A 25,086-nucleotide genomic window follows, 5' to 3' on the forward strand; every position below is an offset into this window, starting at 1 on the left:
GCGAAAACACGGCCTTTTTTACTTTAGCACTCGTCTTTGCCGAACGCAATGCGAAACCGACGGCGTTATTTTTTCGCGTAGGCGTTAAGCACGCTTTGCATTTCGCTGTTCAGTTTGGCCACATCCGGCGCCGCCGCTTCGCGGTCGGTCAAGCCATACTTCAGCTTGAGCCGCACGATGCGCTCCGCGCTCGCCTCAATCGCCTGCGCCGAAAGCTCGCCGGACTTCGCCGCCGCGAGCAGCGCGTCGTACGCCTCCTTCGCCTTGGCGAATTCGTGGCCGACGAGCGCCACGTCGGCGCCGGCCTTGATCGCGCGCACCGCCGCCGCCCCGGTGCCGTAGCTTTCCGCGATGGCGCCCATCGTCAAGTCGTCGGTGATGACGACTCCCTGAAAGCCAAGCTCGCCGCGGAGCAAGCCGGCAATTACTTTCTGCGACAACGAGGCCGGGTAGTCGGGATCGATCTTGCGCATCAACAAATGGGCGACCATGACAGCCTCCGCCTGCTGGCCGATCGCCTCTTTGAACGGGACCAGCTCCAGATTGCGCAAACGCGTCAAATCGTGATCGACAACCGGCAAGCCGACATGCGAGTCGACGGACGTATCGCCGTGGCCGGGAAAATGCTTCACAACCGGCAGCACCTTTGTCTCCTGCATCCCTTTCAACTCCTCGATGCCGATGCGCGACACAAGCGCCGCGGCGGGGCCGAAGGAACGGTCGCCAATGACCGGGTTTTGCGGATTGCTGTTGACGTCAAGCACCGGGGCAAAATCGACATTCAGCCCAAGCGACTGCACTTCTTTGCCGAGCAGTTGGCCGATTTTGCGCGCGTACGTCGTGTTGTCCACGTCGCCCACCGCCTTGGCCGTCGGCAAATTCACATAATCGCCCGGCATGCGCGAGACGCGCCCGCCTTCCTCGTCGACGCCGAGCCAGAGCGGGACTTTGGCGCTTGCCGCGTTGGCGGCTTTCAGCGCATTGGTCAATTTGACAGCCTGCGCCGCGTTCGTAATGTTCGGCCCGAACAAAATAACGCCGCCGACGTGGTAATCCGCGATCAGTTGCTTCGCTTGCGCGCCGGCCGTCGTGCCGTCGATGCCGACGAACAGCAGTTGGCCGACGCGCTGCTCGAGCGACATCGCCGCCACAAGTTTGTTTGCCTGCCGTGCGGCATCGGGGGCGATCGGCGACGGAGACGGCGTGGCCGAAGGCTTGACGCTCGCACTGGCGGAAGCCGAAGCGGACGGCGCCAAGCTCGGGGAAGCCGTCGCGGATGGGGAAGGCGTCATGCTGGGCGCCTGGGCGGAAGGGCTTGCGGTCGACGCGCGGTTGCCGCCGCCGGCCGCGCAGCCGGACACGAGCAGCCCGGCCAGAAGCGGAGCCATATAGAGAGGACGTTTCCATTTCATCATATTCATCAGGATCACCAGCTTTCTTCATCCTACGGTCCCGCAGGACGAGATTCGCCGCGACCGCCGTCAACCGGGCTGCAGTTGGTGGAGCGTCAGCTTGCCGCGGCATTTCCCGCACACGTAGCGGCGCGGGTCCACCTTTCGCTTGCGTTTGTATTCCATCTTGCAACTGCCGCAGACAAGGCGATACCGGTAAGGCTCCGCCTTCTTGCTTGCCGGGATTGCCGCGCAATAACGCGTGCCGCCCACCTTCTTCAGCAGCGCCTTGAATTCGGGGTCGCGATGCATATAGCCGCTTTTGGCCAAGTGCAGATGGTAGTGGCACAATTCGTGTTTGATGATGCGTTCGACTTCCTCCGCGCCGTGCACTTCGAGCTGCGCCGAGCTGATCTCGATATGGTGCGATTTTGGAAAATAGCGTCCGCCGGTTGAACGAAGACGCGAATTGAATATGGCGCGGTGCCGGAACGGAATGCCGAAGTCGCGCAGCGATACCTGCTCGACCCATAGCTGAAGCTGCCGATCGTCCATCCTCCAGCATCTCTCCCAAGAATCGACTGGAACCGGCAAGCCGCATGCGGCGCCGGATACACTTGAATTTGTACCCCATCTTGATTACACTGTCAAGTAAGCGCGGGTTCAAAAAGCCGGCTTTTTGAACCACCTCAAGTAAGATGACGATTCGGAAAGGGGAAAAGTTGCCCTCATGCCAACGATGAGATACGGCCTGCTGCAGTTGGGCGACGGGCTGGAATTCGTGGAGATGCCCGCCACTCACATGTACCAGCTCACGGCGCTCAACCGCCGCCTGCATAAAGAAGTCGAGAAATTGTCCGCCGACAACGTTCCCGCGTTGCCGCGCCTGATCGCAGAATGCGACAATCTCGATCTGGTCGAACGCTCCATTCCGCTGACCGGCGGGCTCGACTACATCAACCGGCTGGAGCGCACCTTCGCGGAAATTCGCGAATCGGCGTATCCGCTGATCTCGCTGCTGACCGAAATTCGCGCCCTGCAGGCGCAGCTCGAACAGTGGTACGAGGAAGAACTGGCGTAATGCCGTTACAGTGCCCATTATGCCCGCTTTCCACCCCAATTTGCGCGGTTATGAAGCGGACCTGCACCTTTAACCTCCTGCCCTCATATGGTAATAATAGTCACGGATTCACAGCAGGAAGGGGCTGTTGCAGCATGCCGCAGTGGCTGTGCAACCAATTAAGGCGGGCATTTCTGGGCAAGAACCGCAAACAGATCCGGTTGTTGAACGATTGCTGGTTTTTTTACCACAATAGAATTTATAAACTTCCGGGCGAAGCGGAAAAGTCAAATTCTATTTGGCGATAAAACCAACCTCTGCCGGGGTCCCCGCAAAGTACTCGGACTATACTTCGAAGCAACACGTCACTTTGTGGGGTGGGAAAGCGGTCGCTCATCTTCGAGAAGCCTCGATAGAGGTTTTCTCATCACACGCGGCTCGGCGCCAAGCTGGAACGCTCCGGCGTCCCGGCCAATCGAACGCACGAAGTCGAATGAAGTCCAAAACTGCCGTCTAACGCCGAAGAGCAGGATGGAACGGGCGCACTGCCGCCTCGTCCATGCCTGCTCTTCTTGTATGTTGACGCACAATAACTTGCTATTCGCCGGTACGCGGCGCCCGCATCGTCAAACTGACGCGGCCTTTCTTCAAATCGACGCCGATCACCCACACCGTAACCGTATCGCCGACGGACACGACGTCCATCGGGTGCTTGACGTAACGGTCGCTCAACTGCGAGATGTGCACGAGGCCGTCGTTTTTGATGCCGATGTCGACGAAGGCGCCGAAGTCGATCACATTGCGCACGGTGCCATGCAGCTCCATGCCCGGCGCTAGATCTTCGATCTTCAGCACATCTGTGCGAAAGATCGGCGGCGGCAGCTCCTCGCGCGGATCGCGCCCCGGGCGCTGCAAGCTGTCGAGGATATCGCGCAGCGTCGGCACGCCGACGCCGAGCTGCACCGCCAGCTGCCCGGCGTCAAGCTGCTGCAGCCGCTGCTTAAGCTCGGCGGCGCCGAGCTGCGCCAGCTCGAGCCTCAGCTCGCGGAACAGCTTGTCGACCACTTCATAGGATTCCGGGTGAATCGGCGTATTGTCGAGCGGATTGGCGCCTCCCGGGATGCGCAGGAAACCGACGCACTGCTCGTACGTTTTGGCGCCGAGCCGGGGCACCTTCTGCAGCTGCGCACGATGCACGAACTTGCCGTTCTCTTCGCGGAACTGCACGATGTTTTTGGCGATTGTCGCGCTGACTCCCGCCACGTAAGACAAGAGCGACGGCGACGCCGTATTCAGGTCGACGCCGACATGGTTGACCGCCGACTCGACGACGGCGCCGAGACTTTCCTCCAGCCGCTTCTGCGTTACATCGTGCTGGTATTGGCCGACGCCGATTGCCTTCGGGTCGATCTTGACCAGCTCCGCCAGCGGATCCTGCAGCCGCCGCGCAATCGAAATCGCGCTGCGCTCCGCCACATCCAGCTCGGGGAATTCGCCCTGCGCCAGCTTGGACGCCGAGTACACGCTCGCCCCGGCCTCGCTGACAATGCTGTAGGCGATATGGCTGGCGGCGCCGCCCATCTCCTTCAGCAGCTCGGCGACGAATTGCTCCGTCTCGCGCGAGCCGGTGCCGTTGCCGATGACAATCAGCTCGATTTTGTACTTGTCGATCAGCCGGCGGAAGATCGCTTTCGCTTCGGCGATTTTGTTGTTCGGCGGCGTCGGATACGTAACGGCGATTTCCAGCATCTTGCCGGTGTCGTCGACAACGGCAAGCTTGCAGCCGGTCCGGTAAGCGGGGTCGACGCCGAGCACGACTTTGCCTTTGACCGGCTGCTGCAGCAGCAGGCTGCGCAAGTTGCCGGCGAATATCGCAATCGCATGCTCCTCGGCCTTCTCCGTCAGCTCGCCGCGCACTTCACGCTCGATCGAAGGCGCGATCAGCCGCTTGTACGCATCCTCGATTACCGCATACAGCACGGGCTTGACGATGGTATCGCGCTTGATGAGCCCGCGGGCGATATACTCGCGGATCTTGTCCGGCGTCACGTCGAGGCCGACCTTCAGCACTTCCTCGCGCTCCCCGCGGTTGATCGCCAGCGTGCGATGCGGCGGCAGCCGTTTGACCGGCTCCTGGTAGTCGTAGTACATCTCGTACACCGACTCCGCCGCCTTGTCCTTCGCTTCCGTCTTGACGATGCCGTTGTCGAACGTATACCGCCGCACCCAGGCGCGAATGTTCGCATCGTCGGCGATGATCTCGGCGATGATATCCATCGCCCCCTGCATCGCTTCCTCCGCCGTTGCCACGCCTTTCTCGGCATCGACGTATTTGGCCGCTTCCGCCAGCATGTCGCCTTGCCTTGGCAGCGTCAGCACCCAATTCGCCAGCGGCTCCAGCCCGCGTTCCTTGGCGACGCTGGCGCGCGTTTTGCGCTTTTGCCGGTATGGGCGGTACAGGTCTTCCACTTCCTGCAGCTTCGCCGCCCGCTCCACCGACGCGCGCAGCGCCGCCGTCAGCTTGCCTTGTTCGGCGATCAGCCGCAGCACCTCCAGCTTGCGCTCCTCCAGACCGCGCAAATACTGCAGCCGCTCCTCGATCGAGCGCAGCTCGTTTTCGTCGAGCTCCCCGGTCATTTCCTTGCGGTAACGGGCGATGAACGGAATCGTGTTGCCTTCGTCCAGCAGCCCGATTGTCGTTTTCACTTTGCCGGGCGCAATGCTCAGCTCGCCGGAAATTTGGCGCAAAATGCGCTCGCGCGTGTGCGCCTCATCCGCCTCTCCGCGCTGCAGCATGTCCACCGTCACCAGTTGCTCGTCGGCCGCGCTTGCGGTCCCTCCGCCTGCTCCTCCGCTGCGTCCGTCCGCGGCCATCGTTGGCTTTTTCATCGACATCCCCCATTCGGTGCTGTTTCTCTAACGCTACGCATTCTCTAAGAATAACGCAAATCCAAACAAAAAACGAGGGAGCGCTCCCTCGTTCGTTTTTCCCGATTAAAAATCGATCAACCCAACGCTGATCTGCAGCGCATCGTTCACCTTGATCATCGTCTCGTCGTCCAGATGCGTAATTTTGTCGGTGAGCCGCTGTTTGTCGATCGTACGGATCTGTTCGAGCAAAATAACCGAATCGCGATCGAAGTGGTGCGTTTCGGCATCGATTTCCACGTGAGTCGGCAGCTTCGCTTTCTGGATTTGCGCCGTAATGGCGGCAATAATCACCGTTGGGCTGAAGCGGTTGCCGATATCGTTCTGAATGACAAGCACGGGCCTGACGCCCCCTTGCTCGGAACCGACGACAGGTGACAGGTCAGCAAAAAACACATCGCCCCGTTTGACAATCACCGGCTACACCCCGCTAACTAAGCGGGTCAGCGTGCTGCCTGCGTCTTCCTCCGCCTGGAATGCTTCCGACGCCATGCAGAGGTTGATGATCGCCATTTCCATATAGCCGCGTTGCATGGCTTCACGCAGAAAGCGCTTTTTCCGTTCCAGCAAATACTGCCGCATGGCCTGCCGAATAAATTCGCTGCGGTTTGAGTTTTCCTTCTCGACGATCCCGTCGACTTCCTCGAGCAAATGATCGGGCAAGCTGATCATGATCCGCTTCGTGTTCGCGCTCGACACTGGTTTCCGCACCCCCGCAACATAACGATGACAATACTACCATTATAACTTCGATGAATCCATTTTATACAAGATCAATATATGCGAGCTGTATAGCATGTATGTTATACCGGATGCAGCCGGAGCTTGCGTTACGACCGACAAGACCGCAGAAGACCGCAGAAGACCGCTAGTCATAGGTATTCGATGGAAGCGGCGAAAATCCTCTCCAATCGCCCATTATTTCACGCGGTAATTTTTCCCGTGATGCGGTCATTCAATCGGCATGATGCTGCAGCAAATTGACCGTGTTGCACACCTCGCCGTCCTTCACGTACACCCGCGGCACCCGATGCGAAATCATGCACGTAACTTCATAATTGATCGTGCCCAGTTTGTCGGCGATTTCCTCCGCCGTAATGACCGCTTCGTCCTGCCGGCCGAACAGCACAACCTCGTCGCCCGCCCGCGCATCCGGCACGCCGTCGATGCCGATCATGCATTGGTCCATGCAGATCGTACCGACAACCGGCACCCGGCTGCCGCCGACCAGCGCTTCCGCCTTGCCGGTCAGCATGCGCGAGTACCCGTCCGCGTAGCCGATCGGCAGCGTGGCGATCCGTTCGCCCGCCCGCTTCGTGCGATAAATCGTGCCGTAGCTGATCCCCGCTCCCGGCGGCATCTCCTTGACGAGCACCATCCTCGTCTTGAGGCTCATGACCGGCTGCAGCGCCAGCTTCTCCCGCCTGACTTCCCTGGACGGATACAGGCCGTACATGCTGATCCCGAGCCGCACCATATTGCACGTCAGCTCCGGCTGATCGATCGCCGTGGCGCTGTTGCCGGCATGCAGAAGCTCGAACCGCACCCCGCCTCGGTCAAAATGGTTCACAATCCGCTCGAACTTCGCATATTGTTCGTTGGTATACGTTTTGTCGGCTTCGTCGGCGCTGGCGTAATGGGTGAACAGCCCTTCGACGACGACACCCGGCAGCTTCAGCGCCTGCTCGATGAAGGCGATTGCGTCTTCCTCGACGTGGATGCCGATGCGGCCCATGCCGGTATCGACTTTAATATGAATGCGCGCCGGGCGATCCGCCTTTGCCGCGGCTGCAAGCGCCAGCAGCACTTCGCTTGTGAACACGTTCAGCGTGATGCCGTACTCGAGCGCAAGCGCCACGCCTTCCACCGGCGTGTAGCCAAGCACCAGGATCGGCGCGTCGATGCCGGCTCTTCGCAGTTCGAGCGCTTCGTCGAGGAAGGCGACGGCCAGGTAACGAACGCCGTGGCGCAGCGCCTCCCGGGCGATGTTGATTGCGCCATGGCCGTAGGCGTCGGCCTTGACGACGGCCATCAGCGCGATGCCTTCCGGCAGCACGCGGCGAAACTCGCGCAAGTTGTGCCCCAGCGCGTCGAGCGATATTTCCACCCAGGTCGGACGGTAAAAAGAATCCACTTGCTCCACACCCTCTACGACAGTGAGAAAACCTCTATCATGATGAAGAGGGGCAACGGAAGAGCCCGTCATTGCGGCTCTCCCGCTCCCCTCTGCGTATGCTTGCCATTGCCGGTCGTACGTTACGCCCAAATCGCTATTCCTATGGTAAACGCTTCTCCCCATGGTGTCAATTGGGGGAATGCCGCATGCCGGCCGGGTTTATTTGCCAATCGCGCCTTGAACCGGAATCGATTGCGCGATGCGGATCATTTCCTCGAGCGGCAGGTCGGCCGACGCAAGCCGGTATTCCATGCCGTCGTACGTCCACATGAGCGTCTGCAACTCTTCTCCGCTCAGGCTGCCGAGCGTATAGCCGAGATCGACCGTTTCGTCGCCGAACATATTCGTCACCGGCTTGTCGTCGGGACGCGATTCGACGAGCGTATAATTGTACGTTCCCGAATAGCGCAGCATGACCGCCGGGTTCGTGCCGAGCTTCATGTCGCTCATGTCCTGCTGCTTCACGCCTTTCGGCACGTACGTAGGCTCCACGATCGTGCCGAGCGTCTGCGCCGTTGCCGGTTTGGCCGCGCCGGTTCCGCTCGTTGCCGCGCCGCTGGCCGCAGTGCTGCCCGACTTGGCGTCGCTCGGCTTCGGACTCGCGCTGGCTGCCGCTGCCGGCGCGCTGCTGCTCGTTGCCGCGCCGCTGGCCGCGCTGCTGCCCGACTTGGCGTCGCTCGGCTTCGGGCTCGCGCTGGCCGCCGCCGCCGGCGCGCTGCTGCTCGTTGCCGCTCCGCTGGCCGCGTTGCTGCCCGACTTGGTGTCAGTGCCTGCCATGGCCGGAAGCGTCAGCGAGGAGCTTGTCATGTTGCGCTGCATGTCGAAGGAATCTTTTTCGAATTTCTTATCGAATTCGAAATGAGTGAAATCAACGACAACCATCACATTTTCATTCGAATCCGACACTTCGACATGCTGCGGCGCATACGTCTTTTTGTCCAGCCAAATTTTCTGTCTGGCAAGCGATGCGTTCTGGTAATTCGCCTGAACGTCGAATACGTAAGCCCCGCCGTCCGTCGTAAATTGCCGCTCGGCGTCGGTTACAATGCTTTGAATGAGCGATTGGTACAAATAGACTTGTCCCTGGTTGTCCGGCCAGTCGCTTTGGAAACGGAAGCTTTTGTTCAAATGAGGCGTCAGGACGAAAACGCCGTCGTCGTTGCGCAGCACGATTTGCGTGACATCCTTCTTCTCGTTGGTGAGCGAAATGCGGTAGTAGCTCGGCTTCTGGTACCATACTTCCACGTCGTATTCCTGCGGCTGCTGCCCGGTTTGCAGCGTCATCTTGCCCGCCCCTTCGTAACTTTCCATCTTGCCCATGACACTATCAAGCTGTTTCACTACCGATCCGGCGTCTTTTTTGCCGCAGCCCGCCAGAACGGCAGCCGATAACAGCACGATGACCGCCACCCATGCGATCCGTCGCATCTCCATCATCCTCTCCGTCAATAAATTGAAACTGATACATGTCTATGTGGGAACTTGGCCGATTATGCAGACAAGGATGACGAGCATGACGAGCCGGGGGTTGTACCTCGGCCGCCTATTTTTTTCGCTCCGCCAGTTGACTTGGAGTCGACTCCAGCGAGTATGATCAAATCGAGAGGAGGTCTCCCGCATGTACACCATCCGGCAAGTGGCCGAGTTGACCGGGTTTAGCCCCGATACGCTGCGGTATTACGAAAAGATCGGCTTGCTCGAATCGCCGGAGCGCCGTACGGGCGGCATACGCGCTTACAGCGAGGACAACGTAAAACGGCTCGTTTCGATTCATTGCTTGAAAAAAACCGGCCTGTCCCTCGACGAATTGAAAGCTTTCCTGCAGGACGGCCGATGCCTGCACACTCCTCCCTCCTCCTGGAGCGCCGAGGAAACGGAAATAACGGCGAACCGGGAACGGCTGCTGGCGGACCATTTGGCCGGGATGGAACGACAGCGGCGGGAACTGGACGCCATTATTGAGGAAACGAAAACGAAACTTGCCTATTACCGGCACAAACTTCAAGAGCGAAACCAATGGGTGGAAAAGGAGATTGTACGATGAACATTGCTTCGATCGGATCGGGACATATCGGCGGCACGCTCAGCAAATTATGGGCGGCAAGCGGGCATCGCGTCATGTTCGGCTCGCGCGACCCGCATGGCGAACGCATGCGAAGCTTGCTTCGGGAGGCGGGCGCGAACGCCGCGGCCGGAACCGTTCGGGAGGCGGCAGCGTTCGGCGAAGTCCTGTTGCTGGCCGTCCCTCCCTCCGAATTGGAACGGATTTTTGCCGATGCCGGAGACCTGACAGGCAAAATCGTCATCAACTGCACCAACCGGTACGACGGCAAGTCGGCCGATGGCGAAGTCCGGCGGCTGGCCGGCGACGCCCGCGTCGTCCGCGCGTTTCATACGCTGCCGTGGGAAGTGATCGCCGAGCCGGAGTATGACGCCATCAACGCCAGTTTGTTCGTGAGCGGCGACGATGCGGAGGCCAAAGCGATCGTATCCGGGCTGGCGGCCGATATCGGCCTTGACCCGGTTGACGTAGGCGGTTCTGCGGAGATGGCGAAAGTCGAAGAAGCGATCATCGCCTTGTGGGGAGTTTTTTCGCCGCTATACGGGCGAAACTACGGCTTGCGGGTGCTGCGCAGGTAAGGCGCGGCACGATGCAACAAAGGACGTCGCCGCCTGGCAACGTCCTTTTTGTCGTTTGCGGCTGCGTGCAGCGGCGGCCGATCTTATTTGATCCAGAACCAATATACCGTAAACAGCCCGCTCCAAAACAGCACCCCAAGCGCAACGCCGAACAGCACGCCTCTGCCTACGGCCCCGGGATCTTCCGGATTCGAATCGTCATGTTGGAACATGGCAGCACCTCCCGCTCGCTACCAGTTTCGGTTCTCTTCTTGCTATTTATACGCTTCTGCTTGTTTGCGGATACATCGTCATTCATTATAATAGAACTATCATCTGCAGGACCTTGGCCGGTCTTAAAGAGAGAGTTCAAAAAGCCGCATAAAGGAGTTTTCGCGCCATGAACGCTTCCGTTGTTGTCATCGGAACGATTTTTATCGATTGCAAAGGGTTTGCCGGCGGACCCTATCACGCCTTGTCGCGCAATTTGGGCCGGATCGAGTTCGTCCACGGGGGCGTCGCGCGCAACGTAGCCGAGAATATGGCCAACCTCGACGTACCCGTAACTTTCCTGACGACTGCCGACCGGTCGGGCATCGGTCAAGAAGTGCTTGACCGGCTGACCCGGAACGGGATCAACTGCGACCATATCGCCAAATATGACGGAGAAGGCATGGGCATGTGGCTCGCCATTCTCGACGAGAACGGCAACCTGGCCGGCTCCATTTCGCAAATGCCGGACCTTGCCCACTATGAAGAACTGATCCGGCTTGAGGGAGAACAAACGATAAGCCAAGCTTCCCATGTAGTGCTGGAGCTTGACTTGAACGAACAAGTATCGCGCCGCGTTGTCGAGCTGGCCGCCCTGTACAAGAAGCCGGTGTACGGCATCCCCGGCAACTTCGATGTCATCTCGCGCCATCCCGAGCTGCTGCGCGGCATGGCTTGCTTCATCTGCAACCACCATGAAGCCGAACGGCTGCTGAACGCCGATTTGTCGGCGATGCTGGCTTCCATGCCGGCTGCCGAAGCCGCGGACGCCATCATTCCGCTGCTGCGTGCTTATTTGAACGAAAGCGGCGTCCAGTCGATCGTCGTCACTATGGGCGCGCATGGCTCCGTCTATTGCGACGACGCAGCCGGGACAGCCGGATACCAGCCGGTATTTCCGGTTCGGTTGGTCGACTCCACCGGCGCCGGCGACGCCTTCTTCTCGGGCGCCGTCACCGGCCTGGTGCGCGGCTTGCCGCTGGCCGAAGCGGTCGTATGCGGCACCCGCGTCGCTGCTTGGACGATCGAATCGGCGGAAAGCACGTGCCCCGATTTGCGCGATCGCATGCGCCGGGATCCGCTGTTCGAGCGGCTGTACATGCGCAAATAACCGTCACGAAATCATTAGGGAGAACCAGCCATGGCCAAACTGTTCGTCAGCCAGCGCGACGCTCCGCTCATTGAGCGTATTAACAAGGATATGCTCGATTGGTTCGATCCTCATCTCATCGTGGGCGGGATGAACCTTTACCGCCAGGCAGGCGGGGTCACCATGCTCGCTGTGGATGATGACTGGATTGCCAGCGCGCAGGTGAAAGACGGATTGAAATCTTATGCAGCGTTCGTCCATATGAGCCGGTTGGCGAGCAGCACATGCTCCTGCCCAAGCGTTGACCACTGCGAGCATATCGCGGCTGTATTATATGCGGTGTTCAGACGTTTTGCGCTGAGCATGTCAACCTTCAACGCAGCTGCCGCCGTCGCCGAAGCGGACCGAAACGGCACCTCGAAGCCGGCGAAGCGCCGCCCGCCCGCAGCTGCGCCGGACGCGCAGCGCAAGCAGCAAACCGAACCGGCCAACGCCATGGCTCCCGCCGTTCGCACTGCACCGCAGCCAAAGTCCCCGCTGCAACGGCAGAGCGATGATGCATTGCCATCACCGGCCGGGACAGTGGGCAGCTGGCACCGTTATTTTCAACGGACGACTGACAAACCGCTTGGATCTCCCAAATCTATGCTGTCATCGTGGGGGACCCGGACGAAAGCGCAGCTGCTGGATCCCGTTTCCAAGTGGGATCCGATTACCCGCAACCTGTATGCCATCCATGCGCATTTGCATTTGATAAGCTTGATCAATGAAGCGTATGTACGGTCGATGACGCGCTATCTATACGAATCCGAACACTCTACATACCGCCAATTGATCCGCGACTTGACCGCGGATTTGTTGAAGCTCGCTTTCGACATCGATCGGGGAGAGGTTTACTCGCGCCACGCCGGCTTGTTGCGGGAAACAATCGACTACATCGCCGTTCATGCCTTCCCGCAGGCCAGGACGGCTATTGATTGGCCGCACATTTATCGGATGCTGTGGTGGAACCTGTTCTCCGTCAAACCGCTTCTCGATGCCGAACGGCACCGGCTGGGCAACGCGATTGCCAAGGCCGAGCAGCATACGATCCAGCGCGAGGAACTGACCAAGGCGCTCGCCCATCTCGATGTTGTCGAAGACCGCGACGACCAGGCCATTGCCACGCTTGAGAAACTGACAAGCCAGGTCGAACCGGAATCGTTTTTTCCTTATTTGAGGGCATTTCGCGCATCCGCCATGTGGCCGCGCGCTTTGCACTGGCTCCGCTGGCTGCTGCCTGCGATGGCAAATACCGATCGGGAGAAGATGGCGTATTATTTGAGCATGTGGCGGGACGTCAGCACCGCCGTCCAGGCAACGGACGAATGGAACACCGTGTTGATTCGTTTGTTCCCAGCCAGCCAGGCCATGTATACCGCACACGCCATGGAACAAGGCCGTTACCGCGAATGGGTCGAATTGCATATCGCTCACAACATCCTGCCGCTGCATGCCGATGCGGGGGCGATGCGCAAGATTGCCGCCGATGAACCGGCTGCTCTGCTGCCCTATTACCATCAAGCGATCGAACTGCTGATCGAAGCGAAGAACCGCGACGGATATCAAGCGGCGGTCCACCTGCTCACGAGGCTGCGTCCGCTCTATGACAACCTGCATGCCTCCTCGCGATGGAAGCAGTATATGACCCATCTGTCGCAGCATTATTCCCGCTTGCGGGCGTTTCAAGAGGAACTGCGGAAAGGAAATCTGCACGCATGAACGCGGATCGGACAATTGTAGTATCCTGTCGCTACCTTTCGGACGGGCAACTGTTTCTTCACGGAGCATACGACGACGGCGCCGGCATCCCTTTATTTCAGCTGAAACAGCAGTTATTCGTCTGGCATGAGCCGTCCTTCTACGGATCGTTGATTGAAAGCGGATCGTACAACGGCAAACAAGGCTATTTGCTCCCTGCATCGATGGGACTGGCGTATATGGCCGACCCTCCCGTCATGTTGATTGCCGGCTTGCGCTGGGATCCGGCAGCAGCCGTGCTGCAGCGCATGGCGCAGCTGTTGCTCGAATCGCTTGCGGGCGGCTGGTACAAGCCCTCCTTTGCCAAACATCGGCAAGGTCGATTCGGTTGGGAACTGCTGCTTCCCCAGGATCGACTGGACGTGCTGGCGGAAATCGTACCTTCGGCCGAGCAGCATCGGCTGCCGCAGCCGGAGATGTGGCTGGACGCGGTGTTGGCCAGTTGGATGGGCAGCGAAGAAACGCTCGCCAGCGCCTGGGATGAGGTTGCCGCCGCCCATCCGGCGGTTCGCTCGGGCCTGCCGTCAGCGGCGAACAGCGCCGCGGCTTCTCCGGGTGCGGTTCACCCGGTTTACGAAGAAGAAACGGAATGGCTGATTGCCATCGGCTGGAGCACGGACGAGTGTCCGTTCCACACGACGCTGCAATTGGTCGAACCGACGGACGACGAGCATTGGCGCCTGCAATTGGCGTTGCACAGCCGCGACGGAACGGGGCAACCGGCAGCAATCGAGTTGGGGCAAAAGAAGCTCTCCTCCGGGCTCTTGCCAGCCGAATGGGAGCCTTATTTGGCCGACCAAACAACGCGGGTTGTCGCGCGAATCCGTCGCGCGGCGCCTGAGCTGTTCGCCGATGAAGCCGATGCGGGCACGCTGCGCAACCAGCTGACCGATGACGAGGCATGGACCTTTATGGAACGGCAGAGCTTGGCCATAATCCGGGCCGGTTGTCCCGTTGCGCTGCCTTCCTGGTGGGAGCAGCTGCGGCTGATGAAACCGAAGGTTCGGGCCCAATTGCGCCCCGAATCAGGCTCGTCACAACCGGGCAGCATGCTCGGTTTGCAGCAGATCGTCGACTTCGATTGGCGTATCGCTTTGGGCGATTTGGAGCTGAACGAGGCGGAGTTCAGGCGGGCTGTCGAGCGCCAGAAATCGTTCTTCCGTTACCGCGGCCGCTGGGTGCATCTCGCTCCCGAACAGCTCAGGCAGCTCCTCAAGCTGTTTGCGCGCTTTCGTCAAGAGGGGATGTCGCTGCGGGACGTGCTGGAACTGCACTTGCTCGGGGCGGAAGACCAGCCCGTTGATGCGGTCGAATCGACCGCTGCCGTCGAGGGCACAAGCGCCGAATCAACCGACCGCAGCATCGACCTGACGGTCGAACTGAACGACTATTGGCTGGGCTTCATCCGTCAGCTGCACGATACGCAAACATTGCCCTCGCTCCCCGCGCCGCTTGGTCTGCTCGGGGCGCTGCGGCCGTACCAGGCGGAAGGGTTCTCGTGGCTGGCGTTTCTTCGCCGCTTCCGGCTCGGCGCCTGTTTGGCCGACGATATGGGATTGGGCAAAACCATTCAGTTTATCTCCTACCTCTTGCATACGAAACTCTCGGAGCAGCCGACGGCACCTGCGCTGCTGATCGCGCCGACTTCCGTAATCGGCAACTGGCAGAAGGAATTGGAGCGATTCGCCCCCACGTTGCAGGTTCAGGTGCATTACGGAACGGGAAGGCCAAAAAGTGCTTCGCTCGCCGCCGCGATTGCGGGAGCGGATCTGGTCATCACCTCCTACGCCTTGTCCCATCTAGATGAGGAGGAGCTCGCTTCCGTGCGCTGGAGCTGCATTTGCCTGGACGAGGCGCAAAACATCAAAAACGCCGAAACCAAACAATCTTCCGCCATCCGGCGGCTGGAAGCGGATCACCGGATCGCCATGACCGGCACGCCGCTGGAGAATCGGTTGACCGAGCTGTGGTCGATTTACGATTTTATCAATCCCGGTTATCTCCGCAGCCTGGGCGACTTCACGCGGCGTTATGTCAACGTCATCGAACGGACGAACGATGCCGCACAAATCGTGCAAGTCCAGCGTCTGGTGCGTCCGTTCCTGCTGCGCAGACTGAAGAAAGACCCGAATATCCGGCTGTCGTTGCCGGAGAAGAACGAAGCCAAAACTTACGTTTCCCTCACGACCGAACAAACCGCGCTGTACGAGAGCACCGTGCAGAACATGCTGCAAACGATCGAAACGTTGCAGGCGATGGAGCGGCGCGGCTTGATTTTGGCCACCTTGACCAAACTGAAACAGATTTGCAACCATCCCTCCCTGTTCACCAAAGAGCAGGCGGGGCGGCTGAACGCGGAACGTTCGAACAAACTGGCCCGGTTGGTGGAGATGGTGCAGGAAATGCGTGCCGAAGGGGAAAAAGGATTGGTGTTTACCCAATTCGTTGACATGGGCCACATCCTGCAAGAGCTGCTGGCGCAGCAATTGAACGAGCCGGTGCTCTTCCTGCACGGCGGCGTGGCCAAATCGGCGCGCGACCGGATGATCGACCGCTTTCAGCATGGGGCGACAGCAGATGCCGAGGGCGCGGGATTGTTTATCTTGTCCTTGCGGGCAGGCGGCACGGGGCTCAACTTGACGGCGGCCAATCATGTGTTCCACTTCGACCGCTGGTGGAATCCGGCCGTCGAGAACCAGGCTACCGACCGCGCCTACCGGATCGGTCAAACCCGCGACGTTCAGGTGCACAAGTTTATTGCCTTGGGCACGATTGAGGAACGGATCGACGACATGATCGAGCGCAAACAGGAGCTTAGCAGCCAAATCGTCGGCAGCGGCGAAAACTGGATCACCGAGCTATCAACGAGCGAGCTGCAAGACTTGTTCATGCTGCGTCACACGCGGGCAGAACGCTAGGCTAGAAGGAGGCACCCTACGTCATGTCCAAACGCAAACGCGACAAAAAGCAACAAAAAGCGCTGCGGCATCACAAGCCGGAGCGCGAACAATCGGCGGCACCCGCTGCCGCGGCGCCTGTTGCCCCGCCATCGCCGCCGGGCCAACAAGCCCCCGCCCCTCACCTGGACGGCCTGTCGCCCGCCTGGCGGCAGTGGTACGAACGCGTGGCGCAACGCATCGGATCTTAGGGCTGTGTCGCATACTAAAAGGCAACCCTGTCGTGGCTGCCTTTTAGTATGCATTCTTATTGATAAAGCCGTTGACAATCGTTTTCCAAATGATTTTCACATCGAACAGGAACGTCCAGTTCTCAATGTAGAAAATATCGTGCGAAATGCGCTCCTCAATCGACGTGTCGCCTCTCAGGCCGTTGCTTTGCGCCCATCCCGTCAATCCCGGCCGAATATGGTGCTTGACCATATACTTCGGAATTTCCTCCTTGAACTGCTCGACAAAATGCGGACGCTCCGGCCGCGGACCGACGACACTCATATGCCCGAATAAAATATTGAAAAACTGCGGCAACTCATCCAGGCTCGTCCGTCGCAGAAAACTGCCGAACGCCGTACGCCGCGGGTCATTGGCCACCGTCCAGCCGGTATCCGCCGTTAGCTTCGAATCGACACGCATCGAGCGGAACTTGTACATCGAGAACGTACGCCGGTTGAGCCCGACCCGTTCTTGCTTGAAAATAATCGGCCCGCGCGAAGTCAATTTCACCCCGATCGCGATGGCGATCATCGGCGGGAGCGTGATGATAATCGCCGCAAGCGAAAACGCAATATCGAAGGCTCGCTTCAAAAAACGGTTGCCCATGTCGTCAAGCGGGATGTCGCGAACATTAATCAACGGCAAGCCGGCGAAATTATCGAAGTGCGGCCGCGCCGGCAAATAATCGTAAAAGTCCGGAATAATCATCGTACGCAAGCCCGCTTTTTCGCATACTGAAATGATGGCGCCATACTTGCTGTGGGCCGTCAGCGGGAGCGCAATGATCACCTCGTCGATCAGCACTTTCCCCACAATCGTTTCCAATTCGTCTACCTTGCCCAGAATCGGCTTATAGCCCCGATGTGCTTCTTCTTGTCCGGTTTGGTAATCGTCGAGAAACCCGACCACCTCGTAACCAAGCTCCGGATATTGCTGCAAATTTTTGTAGAACCGCCTGCCCAAGCTCCCCGCTCCGAGGATCAGCACGTATTGCTTGTTGTACCCTTTCTTGCGCAGCCGCCGCAGCAGCAGCTTGATATAGAAGCGGTATGCGCCGTGCAGGACGACATTTAAACCGACGAACAATGCCAGGAAATGCCGCGATATGTCCACCTGCTTGTACAGGAACAAAATGCTAAGCAGCGCCAGCAAACTGACCGCGTGGATCTGGACGATTTTGTACAGTTCGAACGAAAACCGCTTTTTCCGTTTCGGCGAATAAAAATTTGTTACATAGCCGAAGCCAACGGCAATCATGCCATACAACAGCATCCATACCATGTAGGAATTGAACGACAAGTGCGACTCGTTCGCGAACCAGCCGGACATAAACTTGGCCCACCAAGCGAGAACGAATGCCGCCTGAATCGCAATAAAATCCGTCAGCCCATACACTTGCGGCAGCACGCTTTGATTTTTGCGAATCATTCCCCTGTCACCTCAATCGCTTGATTTCGTTTCTGGCAACCGCCAATCCAAGCTTAACGCCGATCCCCGCATAAACAAGCCCGTTCACCACAAAATTGTATTTGCTTTGGTAATGTTTCCGGTGGAACAATACCATCGCGCGATGAAACTCGTACGTAATTTTGATCGGCTTGCTGCGGCTGCTCGCCCGTTTATGATGAATAATCGTCGTTCGCGGGTAATAGTACACTTCCCATCCGGCCGACTTGATCCGGTAGCACCAATCCACATCTTCGCCATACATAAAAAAAGCTTCATCCAGCATCCCCACCTGCTCGACCGTTTCGCGGCGAACGAGCATGAACGCGCCGACCAAACAATCGACAGCATATTCCTCGTCCGGGCTTAAATAACCGAGCTGGTATTGATTAAAATGCGGCTTGTCAGGAAAAAGCTTCGCAATGCCGAAGGCGTAGTAGAACGATGCCGACGGCGTCGGAAACCCGCGGCGGCACGCTTTATCCAGCGAACCGTCGGGCAGCACCACCTTGCAGCCGCTGGCGCCGACCCGCGGACGCTCGTCCATGAAGCGCAGCATAATGTCCAGCGAATCCGGCGCCACTTCCGTGTCCGAGTTGAGCAGCAGAAAGTACCGCCCCCGTGCCACCTTCATCGCTTGATTGTTCGCTTTGGCGAAGCCTATATTGTCGCGGTTGCATATCAGATGCACCTGCGGAAACTCGCTGCGGATGCAAGCGACCGAGTCGTCCTTCGAGTCGTTGTCGACGACAATGACTTCGTACGTGTACGAGGTAACAGATCGATCGACCGACCGCAGCGCTTGCAACGTTAAGTCTCGCGTATTGAAGCTTAGGATTAGGATGGATAGGTCCATGGGGGGAGCCACTCCCCTCTATAAAATGATTATTATATGCTACTAAATTACTATCAAATATAAATAGAAGCTCTATCTATTCCAATGGAATGCAATACACAGATAAAAAATGGACGAAATATACTTCATCTATTTGACTACATTCTGTCAATCACCTTATGCAAGTATATTTTTAATTTCCGAGCGGTTTATCATTTAAAATTATTAACTTAGTCCCACAAGAGATGTAACTACGTTTATTGCTTGTCGATAATCTTCCTCCACCATGCTTCATTATCAAGATACCATTGAATGGTCATTTGTATACCGGATGCAAAATGATGAACCGGCTGCCAACCGAGCTCGGTTTTTATTTTGGTAGCGTCAATTCCATACCTTCGGTCATGACCGAGACGATCGGTTACGTAAGATATTAAGGAGTCTGATTTCCCCAGTTGCTCCAAGATGGTGTTCACAATTTCGATATTAGTCTTCTCGTTGCTACCGCCAATGTTATACACTTGGCCATCCGCACCCTTGTGCAAAACAAGATCAATGCCGCTACAATGATCTTCAACGTATAACCAATCTCGGATATTCAAACCATCACCATAAATAGGCAATGACTTATCATCCAATGCATTTGCGATCATCAAAGGTATCAGTTTTTCTGGATACTGAAAAGGACCATAATTGTTGGAGCACCGGGTAATATTGACGGGCAGTCCGAAGGTCTCGTGATACGCTCGAACCAACATATCGGCCCCCGCCTTGCTAGAAGAATACGGGCTGTTGGGTGCAATAGGAGTTTGCTCCGTAAACAATCCCGTGTCTCCCAAGGAACCATATACTTCATCCGTCGATACTTGGACGAATTTATCGACACCGAACTGCCGGGATAAGTCGAGTAATACTTGTGTGCCAAGCACATTCGTTTTTACGAAAATATCGGGGTCCGTAATACTTCTGTCCACGTGCGATTCAGCCGCAAAATTGACCACGAAATCGATACCGGAATCGAAAACTCGCTTCATTGCATCTCTATCCGCGATATCTGCTTTCACAAATTTGTAATTGGATTGATCCTCTATGCTTTTCAAATTCGAAAGATTTCCTGCATATGTCAATGCATCCACGTTATAAATTTGATACGAAGGATACTTTTTCAACATGTACATTACAAAATTACTGCCGATAAACCCTGCTCCACCGGTTACAAGCACTCTCATCCTTATGCCCCCACATATACGAAATTATTGTCCGCTCGAGCCAACTCTGGATGCTTACCGTCTTTCTCTGACAAAATGGGCGAGGATACCGGCCAGTCGATTGCGACAGTTGGGTCGTTCCATATAATCCCTCTATCGAGTTCTGGAGCGTAGTATTCATTCACTTTATATACTACTTCCGTATTGGGCGATAGCGTGCAAAACCCATGTGCAAACCCTCTTGGAACTAATAATTGACGTTTATTGCTGCTAGACAAAATAAAACTTGCCCACTTCCCGAATGTTGGCGAGCCTTTACGAATATCTACAACCACATCGAAGATGACACCAGCCACCACGCGTACCAATTTGGTTTGTGCTTTAGGGCTCAACTGGTAATGCAACCCTCTGAGAACCCCAGACTCCGTTGATAACGAATGATTGTCTTGTATAAAATCATCGTGCAAGCCGAGTTCTTCGTACTTTTTCCGATTATAGCTTTCCATAAAGAAGCCTCGGCTGTCTCCAAATACTGAGGGCTCGATCAAATAAACATCGCTTAAAGCCGCATGAACCAACTTCAAATTTATTCACCTCTTAAAGCTTCAATTTTCCAAACTGTTCGCCGAACACAATATCCTTGGCATATTCGTTGGCCTTATCGATGGAACTGTGTGTGCCGGCATCCGTCCACCAGCCTTGTAATACGTCGAACGACAATTCATTCTTTGCAATATATGCGTTGTTGACATCCGTTATTTCCAGTTCCCCGCGAGCCGAAGGCTTCAGCAGGCGAATGATTTCAAACACGGAACTATCGTACATGTAGATTCCTGTCACAGAAAAATTGCTTTTGGGGACACGTGGCTTTTCCTCGATGGAAACAATTTTGTCTCCCCCCAATTCTGCTACCCCATATCGCTGGGGATCGTGTACCTCTTTCAGCAATATTTTCGCACCCGTTTTTTGTTGGCGAAAATTGTTCACGTAGACAGATATATCATCTTCAAATACATTGTCACCCAGAATGACGGTCATTTGATCGCGGCCAACAAAATTTTCGGCCAAGCCTAGGGCTTGTGCAATTCCCCCGGCCTGGTCCTGTACTTTGTAGGTAAATTCGGCTCCGAAATCGGTGCCACTCCCCAATAAGCTTACTACATCTCCCATATGTTCGCGACCAGTTACGATCAGGATGTCATTGATATCTGACTTTAACAACTTTTCAATGGCGTGATAGATCATCGGATATTTCCCGACAGGCAGTAAATGTTTATTGGTTACCTTGGTAAGTGGAAACAATCTCGAGCCTGTTCCACCAGCTAATATAATTCCTTTCACAATTCCTACCTCCAATTAGTAGAGTACCCTAATTCTTATAATTATATTATCGATAAAATGCTTGTCTATTTTTATTTTACAAAAAAAAAGTGTACTATTATACACAGATTCTGTAATATATTCGATTTAACTTTATTAACTTTCAGATACAACATTCAAGAAGTGCTTTAAACCTGCATACCAATTGCGCATTGTCGGCAATCCGTTTAGACGGGTGGCTAGGTTATCCAAAACGGAAAAAGCCGGCCGTGGAGCAATTTGATCAAATACTGACGAAGCAACAGCTTCAATAGCAAGATCATTGCGATTAATTTCCTTTAAAATTACTTGTGCAAACTCATACCAAGAACATGCCCCTGAATTTGAAACATGGTATACACCATAAAACTCCGTTTTCACCAATATTTCAAGCCATTCTGCCAAATCATAGCAATACGTCGGAGAACCTATCTGATCGTTTACAACCTTTAATGGCTTATTTTCTTGAGCAGATCGACAAATTTTTTTCACAAAATTGTCACCATATGCTCCATATAACCACGAAGTTCGGATAATAAAAAAGCGATTTGTTAAGCACTGTACAAAATGCTCTCCTGCCAGCTTTGAACGTCCGTAAACGTTCCTCGGATATGGCAGATCAAATTCATGATAGGGCCTGGTTACCGTACCGTCAAAAATATAATCCGTGCTTATATAAACCAACTTGCTTTTTACTTTCTGTGATGCAACGGCGACATTTCTTGTGCCCATAGCGTTTACTTGAAACGCCCTTTCCATCTCCTTCTCCGCAGAATCGACATTCGTAAATGCGGCCGTGTGGAAAATAACATCGGGCCGAATAGATAGAATAATCGAATTCACTTGATGGAGATCTGTAATATCCAGTTCTGAACGAGAGAATGAAAATACTTCCGAGTTTTCTGACGGTCCAAACCGTTTCGTCAATTCTGTACCAAGTTGTCCCGATCCCCCGGTTATTAATATCCTCACTATTACTCCCTCCTTGCAGAAATACTGGACTTAGTCAATTCATTATATGTTTCAGAATCTCAGTTGTTTAACCATTTTTGAAAAATGTGCTTGTTTTTTTTTCGCCGCCTTCGAGCTATAAATTGTCTTTGTCGATAAAGATGCTTGCACTCTTTAAAGAATTGCACCCATGCCCGGAATACAAACGGTTCTCGAAGTAAAAAGTAACCGTTGCTTATAATTTCGTAAGGCAAAATAAAAACAAAATGCGTTAAAAACGAAAGAAACTCTTCGTTTTTAACCATCATTCGATACCGATTGATGTAGGAATGTTGCCTAATGAAACGTGCTTGTTTTTTCCTCGCCCACTTCTTCCAGTTTCGCTCATGATAGCCAATTGCTGTCGAGACGTAATAAGAATGCCAACCGAATATTTGACTACGCCAGGCTACATCAACATCTTCCTTGTATGCAAAGAATTTTTTGTCAAAAAATTCGTCAAAAACACTAATATCCCGAATCATTTCTCTTGAATAGAATGCAGCCGCGCCGCAAACCCCAAAAACTTCGGCAGATTGGGTAAATTGTGCGGCGGCGCTTCCTGCACCACGATCGTTTACTTTTCTGAAGCGATCAATCTCTAGCCCGGTTGAATCGACGATTTCCGGTTGAAATGAAAGCAAGAGTTTTCCTGTAAGCGCGCCGACTCTGTCTTTTGTTTCAGCAAATCGCATTAGTTGCTCTACAAAATCGTCGGTAAGTACCATATCGGGATTCAATACAAAAACGAAGTCACTCGCTGTCATACGAATAGCTTGATTGTGCGCTTCGGCAAATCCTACATTGTGCTGATTCCGTACAATAGTAAGATTAGAATACAATTCAACGATTGACAACGTACGATCAGATGAAAAATTGTCAATAATGATGAATTGAGAAATCGGATAAGTCTGCTTTAAAACGGACTCAATACAGTGGCCGATTGTTGCCGCACTATTATAGGTTACTATATGAACACTGACTGTTTTCATCTTTGTCCTAGTATTCATCAATCGTATTTTTTTAAAACGTTAATTTTAAATAGCAAAAGATAAGTGGAAATCACACTTCGATAAATACGATAATATTTCGAGTAAAAGGAACTAAAGCGGCGTTTGATTCCTCGGGCTTTCCTTTGAATCAATGTCAATAGCCGAGAACCTTTTTTCTGCATGGATGGTTTGTACTCAGCTAACAACTCAATCCACTTTATCGTGGGAGATTCGGTTGAAAAGAACCCTTTAGCATCCTTATCAATAAGATCTGTTGCATGCTTGAGAAACGCAAAATCGCTTCTATTCAGTTGTACCACTCCATCCAACTTATAAACTGCCAACTTTCTGATTGTCGCTATATTGAAAAAGCTAGGTATGAAAGTCGTTAATGTAAGTTGTCGCAAAGATTTATGCAGTTTTTTTTCATTTTCTTCTGTCAGTATACATGCGAAATCTAGAATTAGCGGAATGGGGATTTTCCTGTAGATTGATATTTGTTTAAAAAAACTTTTAAATTCATAGGCAAAACAAACTACAAGGTCATACGGGCTCCAATCCATTATCCCCAAGTTGGAAATATGAACCGTTGTAACCTTAATTGGATAAAGCATGCAAACTTCATCGAATGCATTCTTTCTAAATTGAACAAGCGCCTCATTTTTCGGATCGATGATGAGCAGCACTTGCAAATAACCAATATAATTAGGGATCGGCTTTTCGTTTTTGTTCGTGCTGTTGGTAACGTAAGTAATATTCTTACGCCACACTTCCAAAGCGCTGTTTATCGAATGGTTTTCTTTTACGTACTGCTGGGCATTTTCTTTAATTCTTTCTCGCAAATCATTGTCCACAATTAACGATTCAAGCGCCTTGTACCAAGAATCGTAATCATTGTCCACAATGAGACCAGAATGGCCATCTACCACACAATCCGTGTACACATCGACATTGGAATAAATTCCGGCTACCCGACAAGCGCCATATTCGCGAAATTTATTATTCGTTTTGGAACGGTGAAAAACATCGTTTTTCAACGGGGCAATTCCGATATCGAATCCTTCCAGATAGAACGAACGGACAAATTTATTGTAATCCCTTTCGAAGGGCATCTTTCGTACGTTTTTTAATCCTTTAAAATCAGCCGGCAGTTGTCCCCAAAAGTATACTTCCACTAAATGGCCGTACTTTTTCATGATATTCAATAATGCCAATTGAAAATAATCAATGGAAATATCATCAGCACCGCGGCTTGTAGCGTATGCGATTTTTATCTTATTGCTCTGTTTGGGAGTTAATCCCTCCAACAAATGAAAGTCAAAATAGGCATTAACTTTATTAACATTTTGGCTGTACTGGGTGGCTGTTTCATACATGGGCCTTGAGTAGACATGAACGATGTCGCTGAGTTCAAAATACTTTTGATGTACGTAAATCCTTCCAGGGTGACGATGAAAACGCCCCAGATCGGAACGCAAATCAATTTCAAAAAAATTATCATCGATCTCGTAAATAACCTTTTTGCTCATTTTTTTGGCTAGCAACAGCAGTTCCAGATCCTTGGGGTCCGAATTTCTGCAAAACACGATGACGTCCGCTTTGGCAACGTCGGCATCGGTACAAAATCGGGTCAATACGGTTCTGAAGTTAATTTCGCCTTGCCTGCTCAACAATAATAACGGTTTCACGATCCCTATAATGGTGGATGGGATGAGGCCATTTAGAATAGCTAGAACATTCGTTTTCATGAAA

The 25,086-nt window shown here is 54.2% G+C and carries 24 protein-coding genes; 8 read left to right on the forward strand and 16 right to left on the reverse strand.

Annotated elements, in window-relative coordinates; genetic code table 11:
• Nucleotides 1-65: 65 nt before the first annotated feature.
• Nucleotides 66-1,421, reverse strand: a complete 1,356-nt coding sequence (nagZ, locus tag EXY20_RS31590) for a beta-N-acetylhexosaminidase (RefSeq protein ID WP_235886294.1) — start codon at nucleotides 1,419-1,421, stop codon at nucleotides 66-68.
• 60 nt (nucleotides 1,422-1,481) lie between these two features.
• Nucleotides 1,482-1,946, reverse strand: a complete 465-nt coding sequence (locus EXY20_RS31595; protein WP_135556415.1) for a SprT family protein — start codon at nucleotides 1,944-1,946, stop codon at nucleotides 1,482-1,484.
• A gap of 175 nt (nucleotides 1,947-2,121) precedes the next feature.
• On the opposite strand from EXY20_RS31595, the gene EXY20_RS31600 reads away from it, so the two are divergent.
• Nucleotides 2,122-2,472, forward strand: coding sequence for a hydrolase/acyltransferase (locus EXY20_RS31600; protein ID WP_135556416.1), 351 nt, complete (start codon nucleotides 2,122-2,124; stop codon nucleotides 2,470-2,472).
• A gap of 134 nt (nucleotides 2,473-2,606) precedes the next feature.
• Entirely contained in the window at nucleotides 2,607-2,759 is a 153-nt protein-coding gene (gene cmpA, locus EXY20_RS31605) for a cortex morphogenetic protein CmpA (protein ID WP_135556417.1), read from the forward strand.
• A 289-nt stretch (nucleotides 2,760-3,048) separates the two neighbouring features.
• Here the strand turns inward: cmpA and EXY20_RS31610 are convergent, their stop codons facing one another.
• From EXY20_RS31610 to EXY20_RS31630, 5 genes are all read right to left on the reverse strand, one after another.
• The gene (locus tag EXY20_RS31610; protein ID WP_135556465.1) at nucleotides 3,049-5,247 is read right to left on the reverse strand and encodes a Tex family protein; all 2,199 of its coding nucleotides are present in this window, start codon (nucleotides 5,245-5,247) and stop codon (nucleotides 3,049-3,051) included.
• A 198-nt stretch (nucleotides 5,248-5,445) separates the two neighbouring features.
• Nucleotides 5,446-5,796, reverse strand: a complete 351-nt coding sequence (locus EXY20_RS31615) for a type II toxin-antitoxin system PemK/MazF family toxin (RefSeq protein WP_135556418.1) — start codon at nucleotides 5,794-5,796, stop codon at nucleotides 5,446-5,448.
• Nucleotides 5,797-5,799: 3 nt separating this feature from the next.
• Complete coding sequence (locus tag EXY20_RS31620) at nucleotides 5,800-6,051, reverse strand: CopG family ribbon-helix-helix protein (RefSeq protein WP_135556419.1); 252 nt, start codon at nucleotides 6,049-6,051, stop codon at nucleotides 5,800-5,802.
• A 283-nt stretch (nucleotides 6,052-6,334) separates the two neighbouring features.
• Entirely contained in the window at nucleotides 6,335-7,513 is a 1,179-nt protein-coding gene (gene alr / locus EXY20_RS31625) for an alanine racemase (RefSeq protein WP_135556420.1), read from the reverse strand.
• A 201-nt stretch (nucleotides 7,514-7,714) separates the two neighbouring features.
• Complete coding sequence (locus EXY20_RS31630; RefSeq protein ID WP_135556421.1) at nucleotides 7,715-8,983, reverse strand: DUF4367 domain-containing protein; 1,269 nt, start codon at nucleotides 8,981-8,983, stop codon at nucleotides 7,715-7,717.
• A gap of 190 nt (nucleotides 8,984-9,173) precedes the next feature.
• Here EXY20_RS31630 and EXY20_RS31635 point away from each other — a divergent pair, with 190 nt between their 5' ends.
• Complete coding sequence (locus tag EXY20_RS31635) at nucleotides 9,174-9,599, forward strand: MerR family transcriptional regulator (RefSeq protein WP_135556422.1); 426 nt, start codon at nucleotides 9,174-9,176, stop codon at nucleotides 9,597-9,599.
• Nucleotides 9,596-10,195 carry an NADPH-dependent F420 reductase gene (locus tag EXY20_RS31640; RefSeq protein WP_135556423.1) on the forward strand — a complete coding sequence of 200 codons (600 nt, stop codon included), beginning with the start codon at nucleotides 9,596-9,598 and terminating at the stop codon, nucleotides 10,193-10,195. Before EXY20_RS31635 ends, EXY20_RS31640 begins: the two co-directional genes overlap by 4 nt.
• Nucleotides 10,196-10,278: 83 nt before the next feature.
• On the opposite strand, the gene EXY20_RS40355 is transcribed toward EXY20_RS31640, so the two are convergent.
• A complete protein-coding gene (locus tag EXY20_RS40355) occupies nucleotides 10,279-10,407 on the reverse strand; it encodes a hypothetical protein (protein WP_268966444.1) in 129 nt (42 codons plus the stop codon).
• A 167-nt stretch (nucleotides 10,408-10,574) separates the two neighbouring features.
• Here EXY20_RS40355 and EXY20_RS31645 point away from each other — a divergent pair, with 167 nt between their 5' ends.
• From EXY20_RS31645 to EXY20_RS31660, 4 genes are read left to right on the forward strand one after another with little or no spacing between them, the layout of a single operon-like run.
• The gene (locus EXY20_RS31645; RefSeq protein ID WP_135556424.1) at nucleotides 10,575-11,555 is read left to right on the forward strand and encodes a PfkB family carbohydrate kinase; all 981 of its coding nucleotides are present in this window, start codon (nucleotides 10,575-10,577) and stop codon (nucleotides 11,553-11,555) included.
• 30 nt (nucleotides 11,556-11,585) lie between these two features.
• Nucleotides 11,586-13,295, forward strand: a complete 1,710-nt coding sequence (locus EXY20_RS31650) for an SWIM zinc finger family protein (RefSeq protein WP_135556425.1) — start codon at nucleotides 11,586-11,588, stop codon at nucleotides 13,293-13,295.
• Nucleotides 13,292-16,252: a DEAD/DEAH box helicase gene (locus EXY20_RS31655; protein WP_167859666.1), complete on the forward strand. Its 2,961-nt coding sequence runs from the start codon at nucleotides 13,292-13,294 to the stop codon at nucleotides 16,250-16,252. Before EXY20_RS31650 ends, EXY20_RS31655 begins: the two co-directional genes overlap by 4 nt.
• Nucleotides 16,253-16,275: 23 nt before the next feature.
• Nucleotides 16,276-16,482, forward strand: coding sequence for a hypothetical protein (locus EXY20_RS31660; protein ID WP_135556427.1), 207 nt, complete (start codon nucleotides 16,276-16,278; stop codon nucleotides 16,480-16,482).
• 43 nt (nucleotides 16,483-16,525) lie between these two features.
• On the opposite strand, the gene EXY20_RS31665 is transcribed toward EXY20_RS31660, so the two are convergent.
• From EXY20_RS31665 to EXY20_RS31700, 8 genes are all read right to left on the reverse strand, one after another.
• Nucleotides 16,526-17,932 carry an undecaprenyl-phosphate glucose phosphotransferase gene (locus EXY20_RS31665; RefSeq protein ID WP_135556428.1) on the reverse strand — a complete coding sequence of 469 codons (1,407 nt, stop codon included), beginning with the start codon at nucleotides 17,930-17,932 and terminating at the stop codon, nucleotides 16,526-16,528.
• A 7-nt stretch (nucleotides 17,933-17,939) separates the two neighbouring features.
• A complete protein-coding gene (locus EXY20_RS31670; protein ID WP_135556429.1) occupies nucleotides 17,940-18,806 on the reverse strand; it encodes a glycosyltransferase family 2 protein in 867 nt (288 codons plus the stop codon).
• Nucleotides 18,807-19,042: 236 nt separating this feature from the next.
• On the reverse strand, nucleotides 19,043-20,014 hold the full coding sequence (rfbB, locus tag EXY20_RS31675) for a dTDP-glucose 4,6-dehydratase (protein WP_135556430.1): 972 nt from the start codon (nucleotides 20,012-20,014) through the stop codon (nucleotides 19,043-19,045).
• 2 nt (nucleotides 20,015-20,016) lie between these two features.
• Nucleotides 20,017-20,577, reverse strand: coding sequence for a dTDP-4-dehydrorhamnose 3,5-epimerase (gene rfbC, locus EXY20_RS31680; RefSeq protein ID WP_135556431.1), 561 nt, complete (start codon nucleotides 20,575-20,577; stop codon nucleotides 20,017-20,019).
• Nucleotides 20,578-20,590: 13 nt separating this feature from the next.
• A complete protein-coding gene (locus tag EXY20_RS31685) occupies nucleotides 20,591-21,334 on the reverse strand; it encodes a sugar phosphate nucleotidyltransferase (protein WP_135556432.1) in 744 nt (247 codons plus the stop codon).
• 135 nt (nucleotides 21,335-21,469) lie between these two features.
• Entirely contained in the window at nucleotides 21,470-22,324 is an 855-nt protein-coding gene (gene rfbD / locus EXY20_RS31690) for a dTDP-4-dehydrorhamnose reductase (protein ID WP_135556433.1), read from the reverse strand.
• A 59-nt stretch (nucleotides 22,325-22,383) separates the two neighbouring features.
• A complete protein-coding gene (locus EXY20_RS31695) occupies nucleotides 22,384-23,334 on the reverse strand; it encodes a glycosyltransferase family 2 protein (protein ID WP_135556434.1) in 951 nt (316 codons plus the stop codon).
• Between the two features lie 17 nt (nucleotides 23,335-23,351).
• Nucleotides 23,352-25,082, reverse strand: coding sequence for a glycosyltransferase family protein (locus EXY20_RS31700; RefSeq protein WP_135556435.1), 1,731 nt, complete (start codon nucleotides 25,080-25,082; stop codon nucleotides 23,352-23,354).
• Nucleotides 25,083-25,086 lie beyond the last annotated feature (4 nt).

The organism is Paenibacillus cymbidii, assembly GCF_004764705.1.
GTDB classification, from domain to species: domain Bacteria; phylum Bacillota; class Bacilli; order Paenibacillales; family NBRC-103111; genus Paenibacillus_AN; species Paenibacillus_AN cymbidii.